Here is a 16,839-nt window from a genome sequence, read left to right on the forward strand (position 1 = left end):
GAGACCCGGAGGGCGGCGCACAGGACGTGCGCCGTTTTTCGATAGGACAAGGATGTCCTATCGAAAAATCCCGGCGTGGGCATCGCACTCGTGGCTTGTGCCCTTGCAAGGAGAGCCCTTTTCTTTGAATCACAGGCCCGCACGAGCGGTGCATCCGCGGGGATTTTTCATACGGGACATCCCTGTCCCGATGAAAAACGGCGCGCATCCTTGCGCGCCGCCCTCCGGGTCTTCGATGGCCTTCGCTAGTGCGAAGCTACGCACAGCAACGGCAACGGCAACAGCAACAACAACGGCCAAGGCCAAGGCCGGGGCCGGGGCCGGGGCCGGGGGCCGTATCAGGGTGAAGGCGAAGGCCAAGGCAGCAGCATCGAAACCGGCCGCGCCAGCTTGGAGCCCCGGGGTCGCGGCTCGCGCCGCTCCTACCCCGCGAGAGCATTCCGCTTCGCCGGGCGATGTCAGCGTGGTCATCTCCGCGCGCCCCTTGGTCGCGGCTGACGCCGCTCCTACAAGGGAAGGCGCGACCTCCCCCTGTTCAAGAAGAGCAAAACTTCCGTCCGCTACCGCCGCCGCAGCCTGGAATGCGTAACCGACCGCGACGCCTCGCGGCCGCACAAACGAAAACGCCAGGCCCGGAGGCCTGGCGTTCGTACGACCGCGGTCGTTGTGTAGCTTAGTTGCGCTTGGCCATCGCGCCCTGCGCTTCGCCCATGGTCTTCAACGCGGTGCTGACGGCGTTGATGAACATCGAGTACATCTGGCTCTGCACGGTCAGCTCGGTGGAGTCGGCCGCGGTCGGCTTGTCGCCGATCGCTTCGGCCTTGTCCATCAGAGCGTTGCCGGCCTTCTCGATGAGCGTGCCCATCGCGGTGGCGAACGCCACCAGCCAACCGCCGCCGCCGGCACCGGAACGGCCGCCGCGCTTGCTGTTACCCGACTCGTCGACGCCTGCGCTGTCGACCATGTTCTGCTGCGACAACTGGGCGTACTGAACGTTGATATCCGACATGACGCTCTCCCTGGTTTTTTGGTAGGTCAGCCGCCCCGGTCAGATCGTCTGCGGTAGCGGGATTGGTAAGCCTGTAGATGAATTATCGGGATCGCCGCAAGACTGTATAGCTGGGGCGTTCCCTAGGGCGAAACCGTTGCGGCCGGGCGTTTTCGCAAGATTTGTGAACGCGCTCACCTCGTGTCGCCGGCAGCGCCGATTCAGCGGTAGGTCTTGACCGGCTTCTTGATGCCCAGCGACGACGGCAAGCCGCTCGGCGGCGGTGCCGGCGTCGATCCGCCGCCGCTTGCGGTCGTCTCGTCCTCGAGGTCCGGCTGGGTCTCCAGCCACTGCCGCGCCTTCTCTTCGCCGTCGCGCTGGCTGCGCTGGCTGAACTCGAGCGCGCGCTGCACTTTCGGGTCCTTGAGCGGCGCCTCGAAGGCCTTGGTCAGGCCGTCGCGCTCGCCCGGCTGGATGATGCGGTTTTCCTGCAACAGGTCCAGGGTCTGGCTGAGGTTGGCCATCAGCGCCTGCGGATCGGCGGCGTCGCTGGGCTTGGCCTCGTCGAGCGCGCGGGCGAAGTGGTGCAGCAGCGCGTCGCGGTCGGCCGCGTCGATGCCGGACTGTTCGTTCAACAGGGCCTCGAAGTCGGCGAACATCTGCTCGCGCTGTTCCTGGGTCGGGGTGAAGGGCTGGGACATCGGACTCTCCTGTCGCAACGATGGCGGTGATGGCGATAACGAATCAGTAGACACTGCGCGCGCGACGCTCAGGAAGCGGCAACGCGTCGATCTTTGACGGGCATCTCCCGGCGGTCGCCGTCGCGACGCACGGCGAGCGACCGGAGGCGATCGAGTATCGGCGATGCCCGCGAACGCGAAAGCCTGGGAACATCCCCAGGGTGTGGCATGCAGTGCGGCATGCGGCGCGGCGCGCGGCAGTGAGAGTGGAACCCGGACATGAGCGGATCGCTGCGGCTCAACGCCGCGGCGCGAACCCCCGCTCGGTCAGGGCGACGCGGCGGAAATCGATGCCGATGCCGCGACCGATGGCGTTGACGCCGTCGCGCAGGCTGGCGCGCTCGGCCGGACTGGCGGCGTTCTGCCAGGCCGCCGCGGCCAGGGTCGCGACCAGACCGTAGAGCTCGGCCGCCTCCTGCATGTCGGTGCGATCCATCGTGGTCATCTTCTCGCCGCGCGCGAGGCTGTCGCCGAGGCGTTGGCGCAGGGCCGCGAAGGCGGCGCCGTGATCGCTGCGCGCACCGTCGTTGACCAGGGTCCAGCCGTAGATCATGAAGGCATTGATAACGTCGCCGAGATTGCGCGTCGAATAGCCGTGCCCAGCGAGGCGCCGCTGGAACTGCGCCTGCAGGCGCCCGGACTGCAGGGCGAGCAGGACCTGCTCGCGATCGCCGCCGAGCTGGCGCGCCAGCAACTCGCGAAAACGCGGATTGCGCACGAACTCGGCATCGATGCCGCGCAAGGTCGCGTGGTCAAGGGTCGCCCGGCGCCCGGTCAGGCTGTCGGCGAAGGCGGCATTGAGCGTTTTCGATACCGCCGGCACCGGCGCGAACGTCAGGCTGTCGAAGCCCAGGGCCGCGCGTTTGCCGGCGCGCTGGTTCGGCGCCGGCTTGTCGCCTGGCTTATTCGTCGGCGTGGCGGCCTCGTCGCCGCGGTGACGCATGATCTGCGAATGGGTGTAGGCGCCGACGCCGTCGATCAACGGCGCCGTGTCCTGTGCGCGCGCAGCGCCCGGCGAGGCGGCGAGCAGCAATGCGAGCGCGGCGACGCCGACGGTGGCTGTCGTAGTCGTGGCGATGCGACGGTCCATGAGCGGGATCTCCCTGCCCGTTCCGTACCCGGCGCGGCTCGCGCCCGCTCGAACACGGGCGGGCCGGACGCGGGCGGGCCAGGCACGAACGGGCATCGGCTCAGTCGTGGAAATGCGGATCGATGCTGAGCTGGCCGAGGTTGCGCGAAGCGAAGCGGCGCATCAACTCGGGGCTGGCGTCGCGGATCGCATCGAAACTGGAACGCGAGCGCACGTCGGCGCGCAGTTGCCAGCCCTCGGCGGTCTTGGTCAGCAGCAGATCGGTGCCGGGCAAGGTGCTGTCGGCGAGCCGCAGCAAGACCTGGCCTTCTTCGCCGCCGGCGGCGCCCTCGCCGACCGCGAGCTGGCGCACGTGGCGCTCGATCAGGTCGGCGAACGCAGCGGCGTTCGAGTTCGGCAGGCTCGGCTGGGTCTGGGTGGCGGCGTCGCGCATCGCCAGTTGCGCCTGCCACATCGCCGAGGCCTCGGCCGGCGGCAGGCTGGCGAGCTCCTGCCGGCCCTGCTCTTGGCCGCTGCCGGCGTTGCGTTCTTCCAGACGGCCGTGTTGGCGCGAGTGCTCGGCGACGGTGCGGGCATGGGCCTCGCCGGCGTGCGCGGCGCGGCGCGCGTCGGCCTTGGCGTTGCCGGGGCCGCCTTCCTGGGCTTGCTTCTTCAACATCGCCGCGGCTTCTTCCTCGCGCGCCAGGCCTTCCTGGCCGGGCAACTGGCCGAGCTTGCCTTCGCGTTGCTGCATCAGGGTGCGGAAGCGGTCGATCGTGCCCTCGGCCGGCGGCTCGCGCCGGGCCTCGCGGGGCTTGTCGGTCTGGCGCGTGGATTCGCTGCGCTGGGCCGAATCGGAATCGGACGTCGAGGAGCTGCGGGTGATGCTCATGGCGACCTCGTTCAGAAGGGGCCGTTCGTGTTCTGGCGCGTGGCCAGCATCAGATCGGCGTTCATGGCTTCCTCGCGGCGCGCGGTCAGGGTGTTCTGTTCCTTGCGCCACAGGTCCTTGCGTTTTTCCAGCGCGTCCAGCCGTGCCTTAGCGCGGAAGAACGCCTTGCGAGCCTCGTCGAGCGAGGCTTCGGCTTCGCGCAGCTTGCCTTGCGCGTCGAGCAGCCGTTGTTGCGCGGCGACCGCCAGTTCGCCGAGATGATCGATGTGGGCCTCGCGCTGGGTCATCGCCATCGGCCACGGCATCCCGGGCGGCGGCGGATCCATCAGGCGCAGGCGCTGACCGGCGCGTTCGTCGTTGAGCGCGGTGATCTCGCCTTGGATCTGGGTGCAGGCGTCGCGGCGCTCCTGCACCTGGCGCTGGCGTTCCAGCACCAGCATGCGCGCGGTCTCGACCCGGTGCGAGCGCAGTTGCAGCAGGGTATGCAGCGGATAGCGCTTCATCCGAACACCTTGCGCAAGGCATCCACCGATTGACGGTAGTCGGCCAGGTCGTGGGACGACTGTTTGAGCAGCTTGCGGATCGGCTCGATCTTCTCGATCGCGATGTCGGCCTCGGCGTCGCTGCCGCGCTTGTACTCGCCGAGTTGCAGCAGCAGTTCGATGTCCTGGTGCTTGGCCAGGTATTTGCGCAACTGGCCGGCGGCGCGTTGATGAGCTTCGTCGGCGACTCGCGGCATGGTGCGGCTGAGGCTGGTCAGCACGTCGATGGCCGGGTAGTGATAGGCCGCGGCGAGCTTGCGCGACAGCACGATGTGGCCGTCGAGAATCGAGCGCACTTCCTCGGCGATCGGGTCGTCGCCGTCCTCGCCTTCCATGAGCACGGTGTAGAAGGCGGTGATGCTGCCGCGGTCGTTGTTGCCGGCGCGCTCGAACAAGCGCGGCAAGGCGCTGAACACCGAAGGCGGGAAACCACGCCGCGCCGGCGGCTCGCCGATCGCCAGGCCGACGTCGCGCAATGCCCGCGCGAAGCGAGTGACCGAGTCGACCAGCAGCATCACCCGCTTGCCGCGGTCGCGGAAATACTCGGAGATGGCGGTCGCGACCCAGGCCGCGCGGCTGCGTTCGAGCGCCGGGCGGTCGGAGGTGGCGACCACGATGATCGACTTCTTGAGCCCGGCTTCGCCAAGGTTGTCGTGAACGAACTCGTTGACCTCGCGGCCGCGTTCGCCGACCAGGGCGATCACGTTGACGTCGGCGTCGCCGCCGCGCGCGAGCATGCCGAGCAAGGTGCTCTTGCCGCCGCCGGCGACGGCGAAGATGCCCAGGCGCTGGCCGACGCCGGCGGTCATGACCGTGTCGATGGCGCGCACGCCGGTCGCGAACGGCCGCTCGATGAGCTGGCGCGACAGCGGGTTCGGCGAAGCGGCGTAGATCGGGATCTGCACGGTCGGGCCGAACCCGCCGAGGCCGTCGATGGGATCGCCGTTGGCGTCGAGGATGCGCCCGAGCAGGCCGTCGCCGGCGCGCACCGAGGCCTGGCGACCGGTGGCGACGACCTCGGTGTCGTGGGCGACGCCGTCGAGCGCGCCGAGCGGGGTCAGCAAGGTGTATTGGCGCGACACGCCGACGACTTCGGCGGCGAGGCGGAAATTGCGGTCGCGCGGACTGCGCAGTTCGCACAGCTCGCCGATCATCGCCTTGAGCCCGGTGGCGCGGATCATGGTGCCGTAGGCTTCGGCGACCTTGCCCACGCGCACCACCGGCTGCACCCGCGACAGCGCGGTGATCAGCGGGTCCTGCTGGGCAGGCGCCGGCACGGCTTGCAGGATGGTGCGCGGCAGGCTGCTCATCGCGCAGTCTCCAGCCGCGCGCGCGGCCCGGGCATCGCGACGACGGCCCTGCGGCGTTTCATTCGGTGTGCTCCGCGCCGTACTCGGCGCCGGACAGGGCGATGCGGATCGCCTCGATCTGCTGGGCCACGCCGGCGCGCACTTCGCCGGCTTCGGACACGACCACGCAGCTGAGCTTGTCCAGGCTTTCGTCGTCGACCAGCTCGATCACGCCGACCACCGGGTGCGCCTGGCGCACCAGGCCGAGGCCCTTGGCGACGTCTTCGCGCACGCTCGGGTGGACGCGGATCAACAGGAACTGTTCGGCCTGCGCGGCCTCGACCGCGTGCATGACCAGCGGCGGCACCACGCTGCGCGCGTCGAACTCCGGCGAGATGCGCGCGACGATGGCGCAGGCCAGTTCGGTGACGCGGCTGCCGGCGTCGGCGAGCACGCGCGCGCGGCGTTCGTTGAGGTCGGCCAGTTGCTGCGCCATCTGTTGCTGGGCGCGGGCGAGGCCTTCGGCGAAACCGGCGGCGTAGCCGGCCTCGCGCGCCTGTTTGATCTCGTCGCCGGCCTCGGCGTACAGCGCGTTGACGCGCGCCAGGGTCTGGTCGAGTTCTGCGATCGCGTTCCATTGCTTGGCCGGCACCACCGTGCCGGCGACCGCGCGCTCGAACTGCTTGCGTTCGAACACCGAGATCGTCGCGCTGGGACGGCTCGGCTCGATCCTGCGCGCGCCGCCGTCCGTCATGCCCGTGGCCGCGGCGGAAGCGGCGGACGACGGGGAAGCGGACTGGAGCGGATCTGCGTGCATGGGAATTCCGTGGTTGGATGCGCGGCGCGACGGCTCAGGCCGCCAGCGGGCGCGCGCCGTGATGGGCGTAAAGGCGTTCGACCGCTTCCGGCGGCAGATGCGTGCCGAGCGAGGCCGAGGCTTCGTGGGTGGTGCGCGGCAGCAGCAGGCGCGACCAGTCGGCCAGGCCGGGGTCGCGGCGTTCGGCCCACACCCGCAGTTCGGTGCGGCCGCGGCCGTCGAGCAGGTCGAACAGCAATTGGTCGGCTTCCGACGCGCGCAACGCGGCATCGAGTTCCGCGCTCAGCTGCGCGCCGAGTTGGGCCTGCACCTTGCCGTCCCAGACCAGACTGTCGAGCGCGAGCAGATAACTGTTGTCGAGCGCCTGCTTGAGCCGGCGCACCGGTTCGCGCCGCACTTCCGAGCGGATCGCCGGCGCATAGGCCAGCGCGCCGAGGTCGCGCACCAGGCGCGCCATGCGCACCCGTGGCCAGCGCCGCGCGGCGGCGCCGAAGCCCTCGCCGGGCTGCGGTGCGAGCAGGGCCGGCGCATCGGCGGCGAGCCAACGCGCGAGCAGACGGCGTCCCAGCGGACTCTGGCGCGCCGACACGAGCAGTTCGGGATCGATCGTGTCGGTCCCGGCACCGTGCCAGCTCGGATCGACCTCGGTGAGGATCGTCCGCAGCGCCATCGACGCGCTCATCCGTTCCAGACCCCGCTGCGCGCGTTGGAGACCGGCGCGGTGGCCGCAGCCGGAGCGAAGCGCGAACGCAGGCGGCCGAAGAAGAACGCTACGATCGCCAACAGCACCAACACGCCGGCGCCGATGATGACCACGGTCAGGTCGATCGAACCCAACACCGCCGCGAACGGCCCACCGGCCTGATGCGCTTTCGGCGGCGCGGTGACGGTGAAGAACTTGACCGTGACCTTGTTGACGTCGTCCAGGCCTTCCACGCTGTCCTTGACGAAGACCTTGATGTCGGTTTCGCGGTCGCGCAGGCTCTGGCCCGGACGCTCGAACACCAGCACCGAGGCCGACGAGTCCTGCACGTTGCCGCCGAGCGGATCGCGGTCGGGCAAGGCGATGTGTACGCGCGCCTCGACCACGCCGTCGATGCGCGACAGGGTGCGCGAGAGTTCCTGCGACAGGCCGTACAGATAGCGCGCCTTTTCTTCCAGCGCCGAAGACGCGAAGCCTTCCTTCTTGAACACCTCGCCGAGCGAGCGGTACTGCGCGCGCGGCAAGCCGCGCGAGCTCAGTACCTGCATCGCGTACGGGATGTCGCCGCGGTTGACCATCACTTCCCAACCGGTCTTGCTCGGCGACGGGTCCTTTTCCGCCGGAATACCGGCATCCAACAGAGCCGCCATCAGTTCGTTGGCCTGTTGCTCGTCGAGCTGGCTGTACAGCGTGGTGCGTGTGCAGCCGACGATCAGCAGGCAAGCCAGCAGGGCCGCCATGACTCGTACCGCGTTGAAGCCTGACGCCCTACCCATGCATTCCCCCGATTTGGAATTACGACTGCTGACGGAACAACTGCTGGACGCCGTCCGAAGTGCGGTTGGCGACGTTCGAGGTCAATTGCGAGGTGAACATGAACTCGTGACAGCGCATGGTCATCTGGATCATCTCGCCCGGCGTCAGGTCGGCGGAATTGGCCGACATGGTCTTGGACGCCGCGTCGATCTTGTCGGCGCCGCCGTTGAGATTGTCGAGCGCGGCCAGCACCGCACGCGTGCCCTGCGAGGGTTCGCTGGACGCGGTCGCGCCGGCTTGGGCGGTGCCGCTGCCCTGGGACGTCGGCGCGGCGCCGCGGTCGAACGCCGCCGCGAACTCGCGGACGTCGTAGGCCGAGGCCTGCGGCGATTGCGCCGGCGATGCGGCTGCCGGCTGCGCGGCTTCCGCCGCGACTGAGATGGCTTCGATCATTGCCCTTTCTCCCGAAAGGTGAAGTCCGTTTTAAGAAACTACTTTATGAAACCACTGGCGAGGCTGCGCCGAGAAACCGCCCGGCGATGCCGGAGGCCGCTCGCGCCCGCTCGTCCCGGACCCCGGCCGTCCGGACCTTGCGATCCGGACGACACGACGGCTCGGAACGGCGGCGGACGTCGCGCCGCCGTCGCGATTACTTCCTGGCCAGCGCGTTCAGCGCTTCGCCAACGCTGTTCTGCGAGGTCGCGGCGCTGTTGGAGACGAACTGCATGCGCAGGCTCTCGGCAGTCAGCGCGACCATGTTCGAGGGCTGGTCGCCGCCGCCGCCGATCGAACCGGACAGCTCGGTGATGCGCGAGGCCTGGGCGTCGAGGGTCTGGCCCCAGGCGCGCGACAGGGCTTCGTACCAGCTGCCGCCGCTGCCGCCGCCACCGCTGGCTGCGGTCGCGCCGCCGCCGCCGTTGCGGGCGGTGCCGTTGTTGTTGTTATTGGCCGCAGCGATGAAGGTGGTCACCAGGCCACCGGCGTCGGCGCCGGGATTGATCGTATTGCTCATTGACGTCTCTCCTGCAGGAAGCGGCTCAGGCCGCTGATTAGCGTGGAACTACGGATGGCACTGAAAACTGAATGCGGGAACTGCGATCGGCCGGACTCAGGGTGCATGTAGCCGATCTTGGATTTAATCGATGATCCGAATGTGAAACCAGCTAGTGCTAACCCGGGGGTGGCCGTCCTTACTGGCGGTTGCCGGCCGGGCGCGCGGGCGCCTCGGCCACGGCTGAACGGGGCGCCGCCGGCTTACCGGCCGAGGTCGGCGCCGGCTGGGCAGGTTGCGCGGGCACGGTCTTAGCCGGCGCCGGCTTGGCCGCGGTCGGCGTTGCAGTGGTCGGAGCGGGACTGGTCGGAGCGGTGGTCGCCGCAGTCGCCGGAGCGGTCGCGGCCGTGCCGGTCGGCGCCGTCGCAGCCGGTGCCGGCGCGACGCCCGCCGCAGCGGCGGCGATCGCCGCTTGCTCGGCCGCGGTCACCGGCTGCGCCTTGATCTCCTCGGCCTGACCGCTGAGCTTGTTCATCGCCCAGGCCTTGTCTCCGATGGCGATCAGCGAACGGCCGTCGGGCAGCGCGTCGCCGACTGCGTAGCGGGCGCCATCGACATCGATCACGTGCGGGTTGGTGCCGCGCACGATCTGCACGATCCGGGTCGGCGCGGTGCTGACCGGCTTCTTGGGTTCGGTATCGGCCGCGGCGACGGCCGGGCCGGCCGCGGGCTGGGCGCTTTCGTCGAGGTCGCGCCGGATCACCCGGCGCACGCCGTTGACGTCCTGCATCGCGCGCGAGGCGATCGCGCGCTTGAACTTGTCCGGGTCGGCGAAACGCCCGGCGACTTCGACGTCGCCGTTGCCGAGGTAACGGGTCTGCACCGCCAGGCCCTGGCTGCGCAGCACTTCGCGCACGTCGGCGGCGATGTCGTCGCCGGTGCGCAGATCGAGCCGTGCCTGCACGTTGCCGGTGACCAGGCGCTTGCGGATCATCTCGCGCGTCGCCGCGTCCTTGATCGTGCCCGACAGCACCAGGCTGCCGTCTTCGTTCTCGACCGCGCGGCCGCCGACGATCGAAAACTCCTTGATCAGCGGCGTCACCACTTCCATCGCGGTGGGTTCTTTCTCGAAGCCCGGCATCACCGCCGCAGCGATCGCCACCGACACCAGCGACAGCGCCGCCAGGCCGGCGATCAAGGGCAGATGGCGCATCGACGAGCGCGGCGGCTTGGCCATCTCGCCGAGGTTCGGCAGGATCGTCGCCCAGGCCGGATCTTCGCTGGCGCCGACCGCGAGCGAGGCGCTGCCCAGGTCGACGCGCTGCATCGCCGACAGCTCGGCCGGATCGCCCGGGTTCAAGGTCTGGCCGTCGATCTGCAGCGGCGCGTCGACCGCGCGCAGCGAGACCGTGCCGCCCATGCGGGTGATGAAGGCGTGGTGCGGGGCGACGCCGGCGTCGGACAGGACGATGTCGCAATCGCCGCCGCTGCCGATCAACAGAGTTTCCTGCGCCGACAGCGGACGGCTGGCGCCGGCATGCAGGCCGGAGACGATGCGCAGCACACTGACCGCGGGCGACGCGGCGGCGACACGAGGTTCGGCGGGTTCGGTATGGATGTCGGGGGAAGACATGACGGACTCCTGTCTAGACGCGTCCGCGTGCGGCGGCGCGTACGGCCGGGCCGCGCGAAACGCGCGCACCCACCGGCCGATGATGGATTGGGGACGTTACCTGGCGATGGAGGCTGGGACGTTGCATCGTCTTGGCGCTCATCTAGGCGTTGACCTGGCCGGCCTGCACGATCCGCAGGTCGGGTGCGAGTTCCTGGTAGGACAGCACCGGCAGTTCGAAGAAATCGATCTCCAGCAGCTTGCGCAGGTGTCGGCGAACGTCCAGTGAACACAACAGCACCGGCCGCACGCCCTCGGCCTGGCGGCCCAGGTGCGAACGCACCTCGGCGCCGAGCCGTCCCGCCAGTTCCGGCGAGATCGCCAACTGGGTGGCACCGCCGGCGACGCGTACCGACTGACGCAGACGATCCTCCAATTCAGGATGAATCAATAGCACCTGCATTGTGCGTTCGCTGTCGGCGTAGCGATCAGCGATCTCGCGCTTGAGCGCGACCCGCACGTATTCGGTCAACAGCACCACGTCCTTCTCGCGCCCGCCGACATCGGTGATGGCCTCGAAGGCATCGCGCAGGTTGCGGATCGGCACGCCCTCCTCGACCAGGCGGCGCAGCACGTCGGCGACGCGTTGCGGCGCGACCACGCGCAGCATTTCCTTGACCAGGTCCGGATAGTCGCGCTGCATCTTGCCGAACAGGTTCGAGGTCTCTTGAATGCCGATGAAGCTGCCCATGCGGCGTTCGAGCGCGGCGCGGCAATGCTCGATCACCGTGGCCAGGGCATCGCGGGTCTCGCCGCCGGTCTGGCCGGTCCACTCGCCCGCCAACGGCGGGAAGAAGCCGGCCAGCTTGGGCGCGCTGGCGTCGCCGGCGCGGGCCGGGCGGAACTGCGCGTTCGACGACAAGCGGCCGAAGGCGATGCGCGCGCCGTAGGCGGTCAGGCGATAGCCGCCGAGGCCGTCGCCGTTGTCGAGCGCCGGCACCACCTTGACCACCGGCACCGGCAGGGGCACGCCGTACTCGTCGCGCAGACGGCGGGCGACGTCGACGATGCGTTCGCGCACCGTGGCCTCGCCGAACGCGGCCGCCAGGGTCGGCGACAGGTCCAGTTGCAAGGGCGCGGGCGGGGCGATCTCGTCTTCGTTGACGACCACATCGTCGGTGCCGCGCTCGCCTTCCGGCACCCGGAACGCGCGCCGCAGCACCACCGAGCCGTGACGGTAGCGCCACGCGGCGAAGCCCAGCAGCACCGCCGAGAGCAGGAAGAACACCAGCTTCGGAAAGCCCGGCACGAAGATCATCAGGAAGGCGAGGCAGCCGGTGATCAGCAGCACGCGCGGCTGGCCGGTGACCTGGCGGGTAATCGATTCGCCGAGGTGGCGGTCGTCCTCGTCGCCGGCGGTGCGGGTGACCACCAGGCCGGCCGCGATCGTGGCGAGGATCGCCGGGATCTGCGAGACCAGGCCGTCGCCGATGGTCAGGATGCTGTAAGTGTGGGTGGCATCGCCGAGGGTCATGCCCTTCTGCAGCACGCCGATGGCCAGGCCGCCGAGCAGGTTGATGATGATGATGACGATGCCGGCGATGGCGTCGCCTTTGACGAACTTCATGGCGCCGTCGAGGCTGCCGTGCAATTGGCTTTCGACTTCGAGCAAGCGGCGCTTGCGCTTGGCCTCGTCCTTGTCGGTCAGGCCGGCGCGCAGGTCCGAGTCGATCGACAGCTGCTTGCCGGGCATGGCGTCGAGGGTGAAGCGCGCGGCGACCTCGGCCACGCGCTCGGCGCCCTTGGCGATGACGATGAACTGCACCACGGTGATGATCAGGAACACCACGAAGCCGACCACCAGGTTGCCGCCGGCGACCATGCTGCCGAATGTTTCGACGATGTGACCGCCGTTGGCTTCGAGCAGGATCGAGCGGGTGATCGCGATCGACAAGGCCAGCCGGAACAGCGTGGTCAGCAGCAGCACGCTGGGGAAACTGGAGAACGCGACCGGGGTCGGGATGTACAGGGCGATCAGCAGCAGGCCGAAGCCGATGGCGATGTTGACCGCGACCAGGGTGTCGATGATGGCCAACGGCAACGGCAGGATCATCACGCCGATGATCGTGACCGCTGCGATGGCCAGCACGATATCGCTGTAACCGGCCCGACGTCGGGGCGTCGCGCCGGGAGCGGCGGCCATCAGGGAGCTCAACAATGCGCGCATTCGGTCAGTCCCGGTTCCTGAGAATCGACGAGCCGACCACGTTCGGGCGCGCAGCAGCGATGGCGCGGCCCCGCGGCGGCTGGCCACGGGTCGCGCTCGAAAGAAGTTCGGCCCTGCATCGAACGGTGAAAGCAGTCACTGCTCTACCACATACCCCTGCGCACCCAGCCATGGCGCTGTCCTTACACGATCCCGGTTCGGACGCCCGATACTAAGTGCTGATTGTCATCATTTGTGTGAACGAGGTAGTTCTTGTGCGGGATGTGCACAATCACGCCCCCTCGATCTCGGGCGGCTACATTCGCGCGCATTCATCATTGTTTTTGTGAACGCGTGCGCAATTGCGCAATTGCGTTCGACTAACGTAGACGAAGACTCGTCACGATTCGGCTTCGGCCGCCGCGACGGTCGATTCCGGTATCGTCGTCGCAGTCGCAAGCGGGGCGATGTCGGCGGAATCGAGTTCGGCGATCAGGCTCATCGATTGTCCTCCGACCCCGACCGCCAGGGCGCGCCCGCTGCGCGTGCGCAGCACCACGATGCGCTCGCGCGGGCCGACCGGAAGCACCTGCAGGACCGACAGCGGATTGTCGCGCGCGGTCAGTCCATGGCGCTTGCGCAGGTAATACAAAACCGCGACCAGGCCGACCAGGACCACCGCGACTGGCAGCATGATCGATAGCAGTTCGAGGAAGAACGAAGGCGGTTCGGGAACGTTCGCCGGAGCGGCGGGGCGCGCGGCAGCCGGCGCGAACGCCAACGCGGTCGCCGGCGACAGCAACGCAGCCAGGGCCGGCAACGGGGAACGATTAAGCAGCAAGCGCAGTGGGAGCAGTATCGGCATGGTGGGTCAGTGCGGAACCGGTAACGAGGCGAGAGGAGCGGCGAGGCCGCGCCGACATACCGTAGCAGCCCGGCCGCCCCGCAACGGCGGCGGACCGTCGCTTCACGCCGACGAGCCGCCGCGCATGGCATTGATGTGAGCATGGTCACAGCGAAACGTCGTAGCAAACCCAGCGATGAATCGGGCGCGGCCAGCGCCCCGGACCGCGACGCCGGCCTGTTGGGCGCGGTCCCTTTCGCTTGCGCGATGTTCGCCGGGGACGGTGCCCTGGTCGCCGGTAACGCACGCTATCGCGAAGAATTCGGCGAACTGGCTGAACATGGTGAACGCGAGGCCCTCCTCGCCCGCCTGCAAGGCGAGGCCGGCGACGGCGAGCGCCCGCGCGAAGTGCTGGCCCCGCACAGCGGCCGCTGGTACGCGCTGCACTGGGGGCGCGCCGAGCACGGCGGCGGCCACGTCGACGTGCTGACCGCGATCGACATCAGCGAACGCATCGAGACCCTGGACTCGCACAAGACCCGCCAGGAGAAATTGCTGTTCACCTCGCGCCTGATGTCGGTCGGCGAGATGGCCGCGACCCTGGCCCACGAACTCAATCAGCCGCTCGCGGCGATCATGAATTACCTCAACGGCAGCCTGCGCCTGGTCGAACAGGCCGGCGGCCCGGTCCAGGTCGAACGCGCCCTGCAGGCCGCGCGCACCCAGGCCGAACACGCCAGCGCGGTGATCTCGCGGGTGCGCGAGTTCGTGCGCGCGCGCGAACCGCGACGCGACGCCCACGACCTCAGCCAGATCGCCGCGACCGTGCTGGAGCTGCTGCGCCTGGAAGCCGAGCGCCTGCAACTGCGCATCGACCTCGGCCTGCCGGCGCGGCTGGCGCCGGTGTTCGCCGACCGGGTCATGATCGAGCAGGTGCTGTTGAACCTGGTCAAGAACGCCATCGAGGCTATGCGCGAGATCCCGACCGCGCGCCGCGAACTGCGCATCGACGCGCGCATGAACCTCGACGACCAGATCGAAGTGCGCGTGTCCGACCGCGGCGCCGGCCTCAGCCCGGCCGAGCAGGACCAGTTGTTCTCGCCGTTCTTCACCACCAAGACCGACGGCCTCGGCATCGGCCTGGCGATCTGCCGGTCGATCATCGAGTACCACGAAGGCCGTTTGTTCTTCGAGCCGCGCGACGGCGGCGGCAGCGTGTTCGGCTTCACCCTGCCGCGCTTCGAGGCCAGGACCTGAGCACGATGCCCGAACGCTTCCGCGCAGCGGCCCGCACCGCGCCCACCGACCGCCCCTCGCCCGTCGCCCCCGGGAACGACTGCCCATGAGCGAAGCACGCATCTATCTGGTCGACGACAACGACGGCTTCCGCGATTCCACCGCCTGGCTGCTCGAAACCGCCGGCTTCGAGGTCCAGGCCCACGCCTCCGGGCCGGCGTTCCTGGAGGCCTATGCCGGCGAACGCCACGGCGGCGGCGCGCACTGCATCGTCTCGGACATCCGCATGCCGCTGATGAGCGGCCTGCAACTGCAGGAAGAACTGCGCCGGCGCGGCATCGGCCTGCCGCTGGTGTTCGTCACCGCCCACGGCGACGTGCCGCTCGCGGTCGAGGCGATGCGCAAGGGCGCGTCCAACTTCCTCGAAAAACCCTTCAGCGACGACGCCCTGATCGATGCGATCCGGGCCGCCATCGCTAATGCGCGCAACCATGCCGTCGAGGCCGGCGACGACCGCCTGGCCCGGCTCAGCCCGCGCGAACGTCAAGTCATGGACTTGGTGGTGGCGAGCAAACCGAACAAGATCATCGCCGACGTGCTCGGCATCAGCGTCAAGACCGTGGAACTGCATCGATCGAACATGATGAACAAACTCGGGGTACGCTCGCTGCCCGAACTGATGAAGGTGGCGCTGGGCCATGGGTGAGACGAGCGCAACGATGACGCCGACGTATTCGGCCGACGCCGCCGGCCTCGCCGCTTCGCCGCGCGGCCGCCTGCCCTCCCTGCATCCCTGGCAGGCCGAGGCCCTGCGCGACGTGTTCGCGCTGCGCCAACGTTGGCCCACCCGCGACGGCGGCTGGCTCAGCTTCGTGCCGACCGAGCCGGTGCACGGCGAGCTGGTCACGCTGGAAGGCGACGGCGCGCGGGTCAAACTGCGTTTCGACAGCAGCCTGGCCAACGCCAGCGACACCGGCCTGCACTGGAGCGACTACCAGGGCCGCTCGCGCCTGCTCGCCTGGAGCCTGGCTCACGAAACCCAGTTGGTGCGCCTGAGCCAGGGCATCGACGTCGCCCTGATCCCGATCGTCGACGACGGCGCCAGCGACCCGATCCGCGCCGCGCATGCCGAGGCCGAAGCCGAACTCGACGGCCTGTGGCTGTCGTTCGTGATCACCGACGGCAGCGGCGCGCAGGTGCTGAGCCGCGGCACCTTGCGCATGCCGGTCAACTGGGTCGGTCAGTTGCTCGCACGCGCCGAAACCCCCGAACCCGCCTACGGCGACGACCCGAGCGCACGCTGGGCCGATCTGCCGGTACCGATCGCGATCCGCTGGGCCGGCCCGCAGTTGCGCCATGCGCAATGGCGCCAGCTGCGCCCCGGCGACGTCCTCGTCATCGGCAACCACCAGCGCCCGCCGCCGATGCAGGCGCACGTGCCCGGCTTCGCCTGGCCGCTGGCGCCGGCCGCCGACGGCTGGCGCATCGACGGCGCGCCCTTGACCCTTTCCACGCATCAGGAGACCTCCGCGATGAGCGACACCGAGTCCGCTGCCCCCGAGTCCGCGGAACCCACCGCACCGGACGTTCCGGTCCGCCTGGAGTTCGACCTGGGCCGGCTCGAATGCCGATACGACGAACTGTCCGGCTTCCAGCCCGGCTACGTGTTCGCCCTGCCCTCGCGCCTGGAAGGCGCGAACGTGGTGATCCGCGCCAACGGCCGCGACGCCGGGCGCGGCGAGATCGTCGCCGTCGGCGACACCCTCGGCGTGCGCCTGATCGCCTGGAGCTGAACCATGGATTTCAGTTCGTTCTCGCCGGCCCTGGTGCTGATCACGGTGGTCAGCCTCGCGTTGGCGCCGTTCGTCGCGGTCATGGTGACCTCGTTCACCAAGATCGTCGTGGTGCTGAGCCTGTTGCGTAATGCATTGGGCCTGCAGCAGGTGCCGCCGAACGTCGTCATCAACGGCCTGGCGATCGTGCTGTCGATCTACGTGATGTATCCGGTGATCCTGGAAACGCACGACGCGATCAACGCACGCGTCGGCGGCGGCACCGCCGCGACCGCGACCCAGGGCCAGCCGCCCGGGACCGCGGCACCGGCGGCAACGGCCGCAGCGGGAACGACCCCGGCGACCACGGCCGCGCCTGCCG

17 protein-coding genes and 1 pseudogene are annotated in these 16,839 nt (G+C 69.2%); 4 read left to right on the top strand and 14 right to left on the bottom strand.

From position 1 onward, the window contains the following. Positions 1–673: 673 nt before the first annotated feature. From LC490_RS23905 to LC490_RS23970, 14 genes are all read right to left on the bottom strand, one after another. Positions 674–1,009 (bottom strand): hypothetical protein, encoded by a 336-nt coding sequence (locus LC490_RS23905; RefSeq protein WP_031373486.1) that lies wholly within the window; start codon positions 1,007–1,009, stop codon positions 674–676. A 200-nt stretch (positions 1,010–1,209) separates the two neighbouring features. After that, positions 1,210–1,689, bottom strand: a complete 480-nt coding sequence (locus LC490_RS23910; RefSeq protein ID WP_223621863.1) for a hypothetical protein — start codon at positions 1,687–1,689, stop codon at positions 1,210–1,212. A gap of 277 nt (positions 1,690–1,966) precedes the next feature. Further along, positions 1,967–2,818 carry a hypothetical protein gene (locus LC490_RS23915; RefSeq protein ID WP_223621864.1) on the bottom strand — a complete coding sequence of 284 codons (852 nt, stop codon included), beginning with the start codon at positions 2,816–2,818 and terminating at the stop codon, positions 1,967–1,969. 100 nt (positions 2,819–2,918) lie between these two features. After that, a complete protein-coding gene (locus LC490_RS23920) occupies positions 2,919–3,689 on the bottom strand; it encodes a hypothetical protein (protein WP_031373483.1) in 771 nt (256 codons plus the stop codon). An 11-nt stretch (positions 3,690–3,700) separates the two neighbouring features. Next, positions 3,701–4,192, bottom strand: coding sequence for a hypothetical protein (locus LC490_RS23925; RefSeq protein ID WP_031373482.1), 492 nt, complete (start codon positions 4,190–4,192; stop codon positions 3,701–3,703). Beyond that, positions 4,189–5,541, bottom strand: coding sequence for a FliI/YscN family ATPase (locus LC490_RS23930; RefSeq protein WP_223621865.1), 1,353 nt, complete (start codon positions 5,539–5,541; stop codon positions 4,189–4,191). The genes LC490_RS23925 and LC490_RS23930 overlap by 4 nt, the downstream gene beginning before the upstream one ends. Positions 5,542–5,599: 58 nt before the next feature. Then, on the bottom strand, positions 5,600–6,337 hold the full coding sequence (locus LC490_RS23935; RefSeq protein WP_161786146.1) for a FliH/SctL family protein: 738 nt from the start codon (positions 6,335–6,337) through the stop codon (positions 5,600–5,602). 34 nt (positions 6,338–6,371) lie between these two features. Next, complete coding sequence (locus LC490_RS23940) at positions 6,372–7,019, bottom strand: hypothetical protein (protein ID WP_031373479.1); 648 nt, start codon at positions 7,017–7,019, stop codon at positions 6,372–6,374. Beyond that, positions 7,016–7,780, bottom strand: a complete 765-nt coding sequence (gene sctJ / locus LC490_RS23945; protein ID WP_051885288.1) for a type III secretion inner membrane ring lipoprotein SctJ — start codon at positions 7,778–7,780, stop codon at positions 7,016–7,018. The genes LC490_RS23940 and sctJ overlap by 4 nt, the downstream gene beginning before the upstream one ends. 55 nt (positions 7,781–7,835) lie before the next feature. Continuing rightward, on the bottom strand, positions 7,836–8,249 hold the full coding sequence (locus LC490_RS23950) for a hypothetical protein (RefSeq protein ID WP_051885287.1): 414 nt from the start codon (positions 8,247–8,249) through the stop codon (positions 7,836–7,838). A 196-nt stretch (positions 8,250–8,445) separates the two neighbouring features. Further along, on the bottom strand, positions 8,446–8,808 hold the full coding sequence (locus tag LC490_RS23955) for a hypothetical protein (protein ID WP_051885286.1): 363 nt from the start codon (positions 8,806–8,808) through the stop codon (positions 8,446–8,448). A 178-nt stretch (positions 8,809–8,986) separates the two neighbouring features. Continuing rightward, the gene (locus LC490_RS23960; protein WP_223621866.1) at positions 8,987–10,420 is read right to left on the bottom strand and encodes an FHA domain-containing protein; all 1,434 of its coding nucleotides are present in this window, start codon (positions 10,418–10,420) and stop codon (positions 8,987–8,989) included. Between the two features lie 142 nt (positions 10,421–10,562). After that, a complete protein-coding gene (gene sctV / locus LC490_RS23965) occupies positions 10,563–12,626 on the bottom strand; it encodes a type III secretion system export apparatus subunit SctV (protein WP_223621867.1) in 2,064 nt (687 codons plus the stop codon). A gap of 379 nt (positions 12,627–13,005) precedes the next feature. Then, positions 13,006–13,470, bottom strand: coding sequence for a flagellar biosynthetic protein FliO (locus LC490_RS23970; protein ID WP_223621868.1), 465 nt, complete (start codon positions 13,468–13,470; stop codon positions 13,006–13,008). Between the two features lie 141 nt (positions 13,471–13,611). Between LC490_RS23970 and LC490_RS23975 the strand changes: the two genes are divergently transcribed. The 4 genes and pseudogenes from LC490_RS23975 to LC490_RS23995 all read left to right on the top strand — a co-directional run. Further along, positions 13,612–14,706, top strand: a complete 1,095-nt coding sequence (locus LC490_RS23975) for an ATP-binding protein (RefSeq protein WP_223621869.1) — start codon at positions 13,612–13,614, stop codon at positions 14,704–14,706. A gap of 85 nt (positions 14,707–14,791) precedes the next feature. After that, entirely contained in the window at positions 14,792–15,391 is a 600-nt protein-coding gene (locus tag LC490_RS24525; RefSeq protein ID WP_031373471.1) for a response regulator, read from the top strand. Between the two features lie 13 nt (positions 15,392–15,404). Further along, a complete protein-coding gene (sctQ, locus tag LC490_RS23990; RefSeq protein WP_031373470.1) occupies positions 15,405–16,478 on the top strand; it encodes a type III secretion system cytoplasmic ring protein SctQ in 1,074 nt (357 codons plus the stop codon). Between the two features lie 3 nt (positions 16,479–16,481). After that, positions 16,482–16,839: pseudogene (locus LC490_RS23995) on the top strand (hypothetical protein); the annotation flags it as partial.

It is taken from the genome of Lysobacter sp. ESA13C (assembly GCF_019970005.1).
In the GTDB taxonomy this organism is placed as follows: domain Bacteria; phylum Pseudomonadota; class Gammaproteobacteria; order Xanthomonadales; family Xanthomonadaceae; genus Lysobacter; species Lysobacter antibioticus_B.

Coding starts and splice junctions, on each gene's coding strand:
- LC490_RS23915 (WP_223621864.1), bottom strand. CDS start 2,818: ATGGACCGTCGCATCGCCACGACTACGACAGCCACCGTCGGCGTCGCC.
- sctJ (WP_051885288.1), bottom strand. CDS start 7,780: ATGGCGGCCCTGCTGGCTTGCCTGCTGATCGTCGGCTGCACACGCACC.
- LC490_RS23935 (WP_161786146.1), bottom strand. CDS start 6,337: ATGCACGCAGATCCGCTCCAGTCCGCTTCCCCGTCGTCCGCCGCTTCC.
- LC490_RS23960 (WP_223621866.1), bottom strand. CDS start 10,420: ATGTCTTCCCCCGACATCCATACCGAACCCGCCGAACCTCGTGTCGCC.
- sctQ (WP_031373470.1), top strand. CDS start 15,405: ATGACGCCGACGTATTCGGCCGACGCCGCCGGCCTCGCCGCTTCGCCG.
- LC490_RS23940 (WP_031373479.1), bottom strand. CDS start 7,019: ATGAGCGCGTCGATGGCGCTGCGGACGATCCTCACCGAGGTCGATCCG.
- LC490_RS23975 (WP_223621869.1), top strand. CDS start 13,612: ATGGTCACAGCGAAACGTCGTAGCAAACCCAGCGATGAATCGGGCGCG.
- LC490_RS23930 (WP_223621865.1), bottom strand. CDS start 5,541: ATGAGCAGCCTGCCGCGCACCATCCTGCAAGCCGTGCCGGCGCCTGCC.
- LC490_RS23925 (WP_031373482.1), bottom strand. CDS start 4,192: ATGAAGCGCTATCCGCTGCATACCCTGCTGCAACTGCGCTCGCACCGG.
- LC490_RS23970 (WP_223621868.1), bottom strand. CDS start 13,470: ATGCCGATACTGCTCCCACTGCGCTTGCTGCTTAATCGTTCCCCGTTG.
- LC490_RS23920 (WP_031373483.1), bottom strand. CDS start 3,689: ATGAGCATCACCCGCAGCTCCTCGACGTCCGATTCCGATTCGGCCCAG.
- LC490_RS23950 (WP_051885287.1), bottom strand. CDS start 8,249: ATGATCGAAGCCATCTCAGTCGCGGCGGAAGCCGCGCAGCCGGCAGCC.
- LC490_RS23955 (WP_051885286.1), bottom strand. CDS start 8,808: ATGAGCAATACGATCAATCCCGGCGCCGACGCCGGTGGCCTGGTGACC.
- LC490_RS24525 (WP_031373471.1), top strand. CDS start 14,792: ATGAGCGAAGCACGCATCTATCTGGTCGACGACAACGACGGCTTCCGC.
- sctV (WP_223621867.1), bottom strand. CDS start 12,626: ATGCGCGCATTGTTGAGCTCCCTGATGGCCGCCGCTCCCGGCGCGACG.
- LC490_RS23910 (WP_223621863.1), bottom strand. CDS start 1,689: ATGTCCCAGCCCTTCACCCCGACCCAGGAACAGCGCGAGCAGATGTTC.
- LC490_RS23905 (WP_031373486.1), bottom strand. CDS start 1,009: ATGTCGGATATCAACGTTCAGTACGCCCAGTTGTCGCAGCAGAACATG.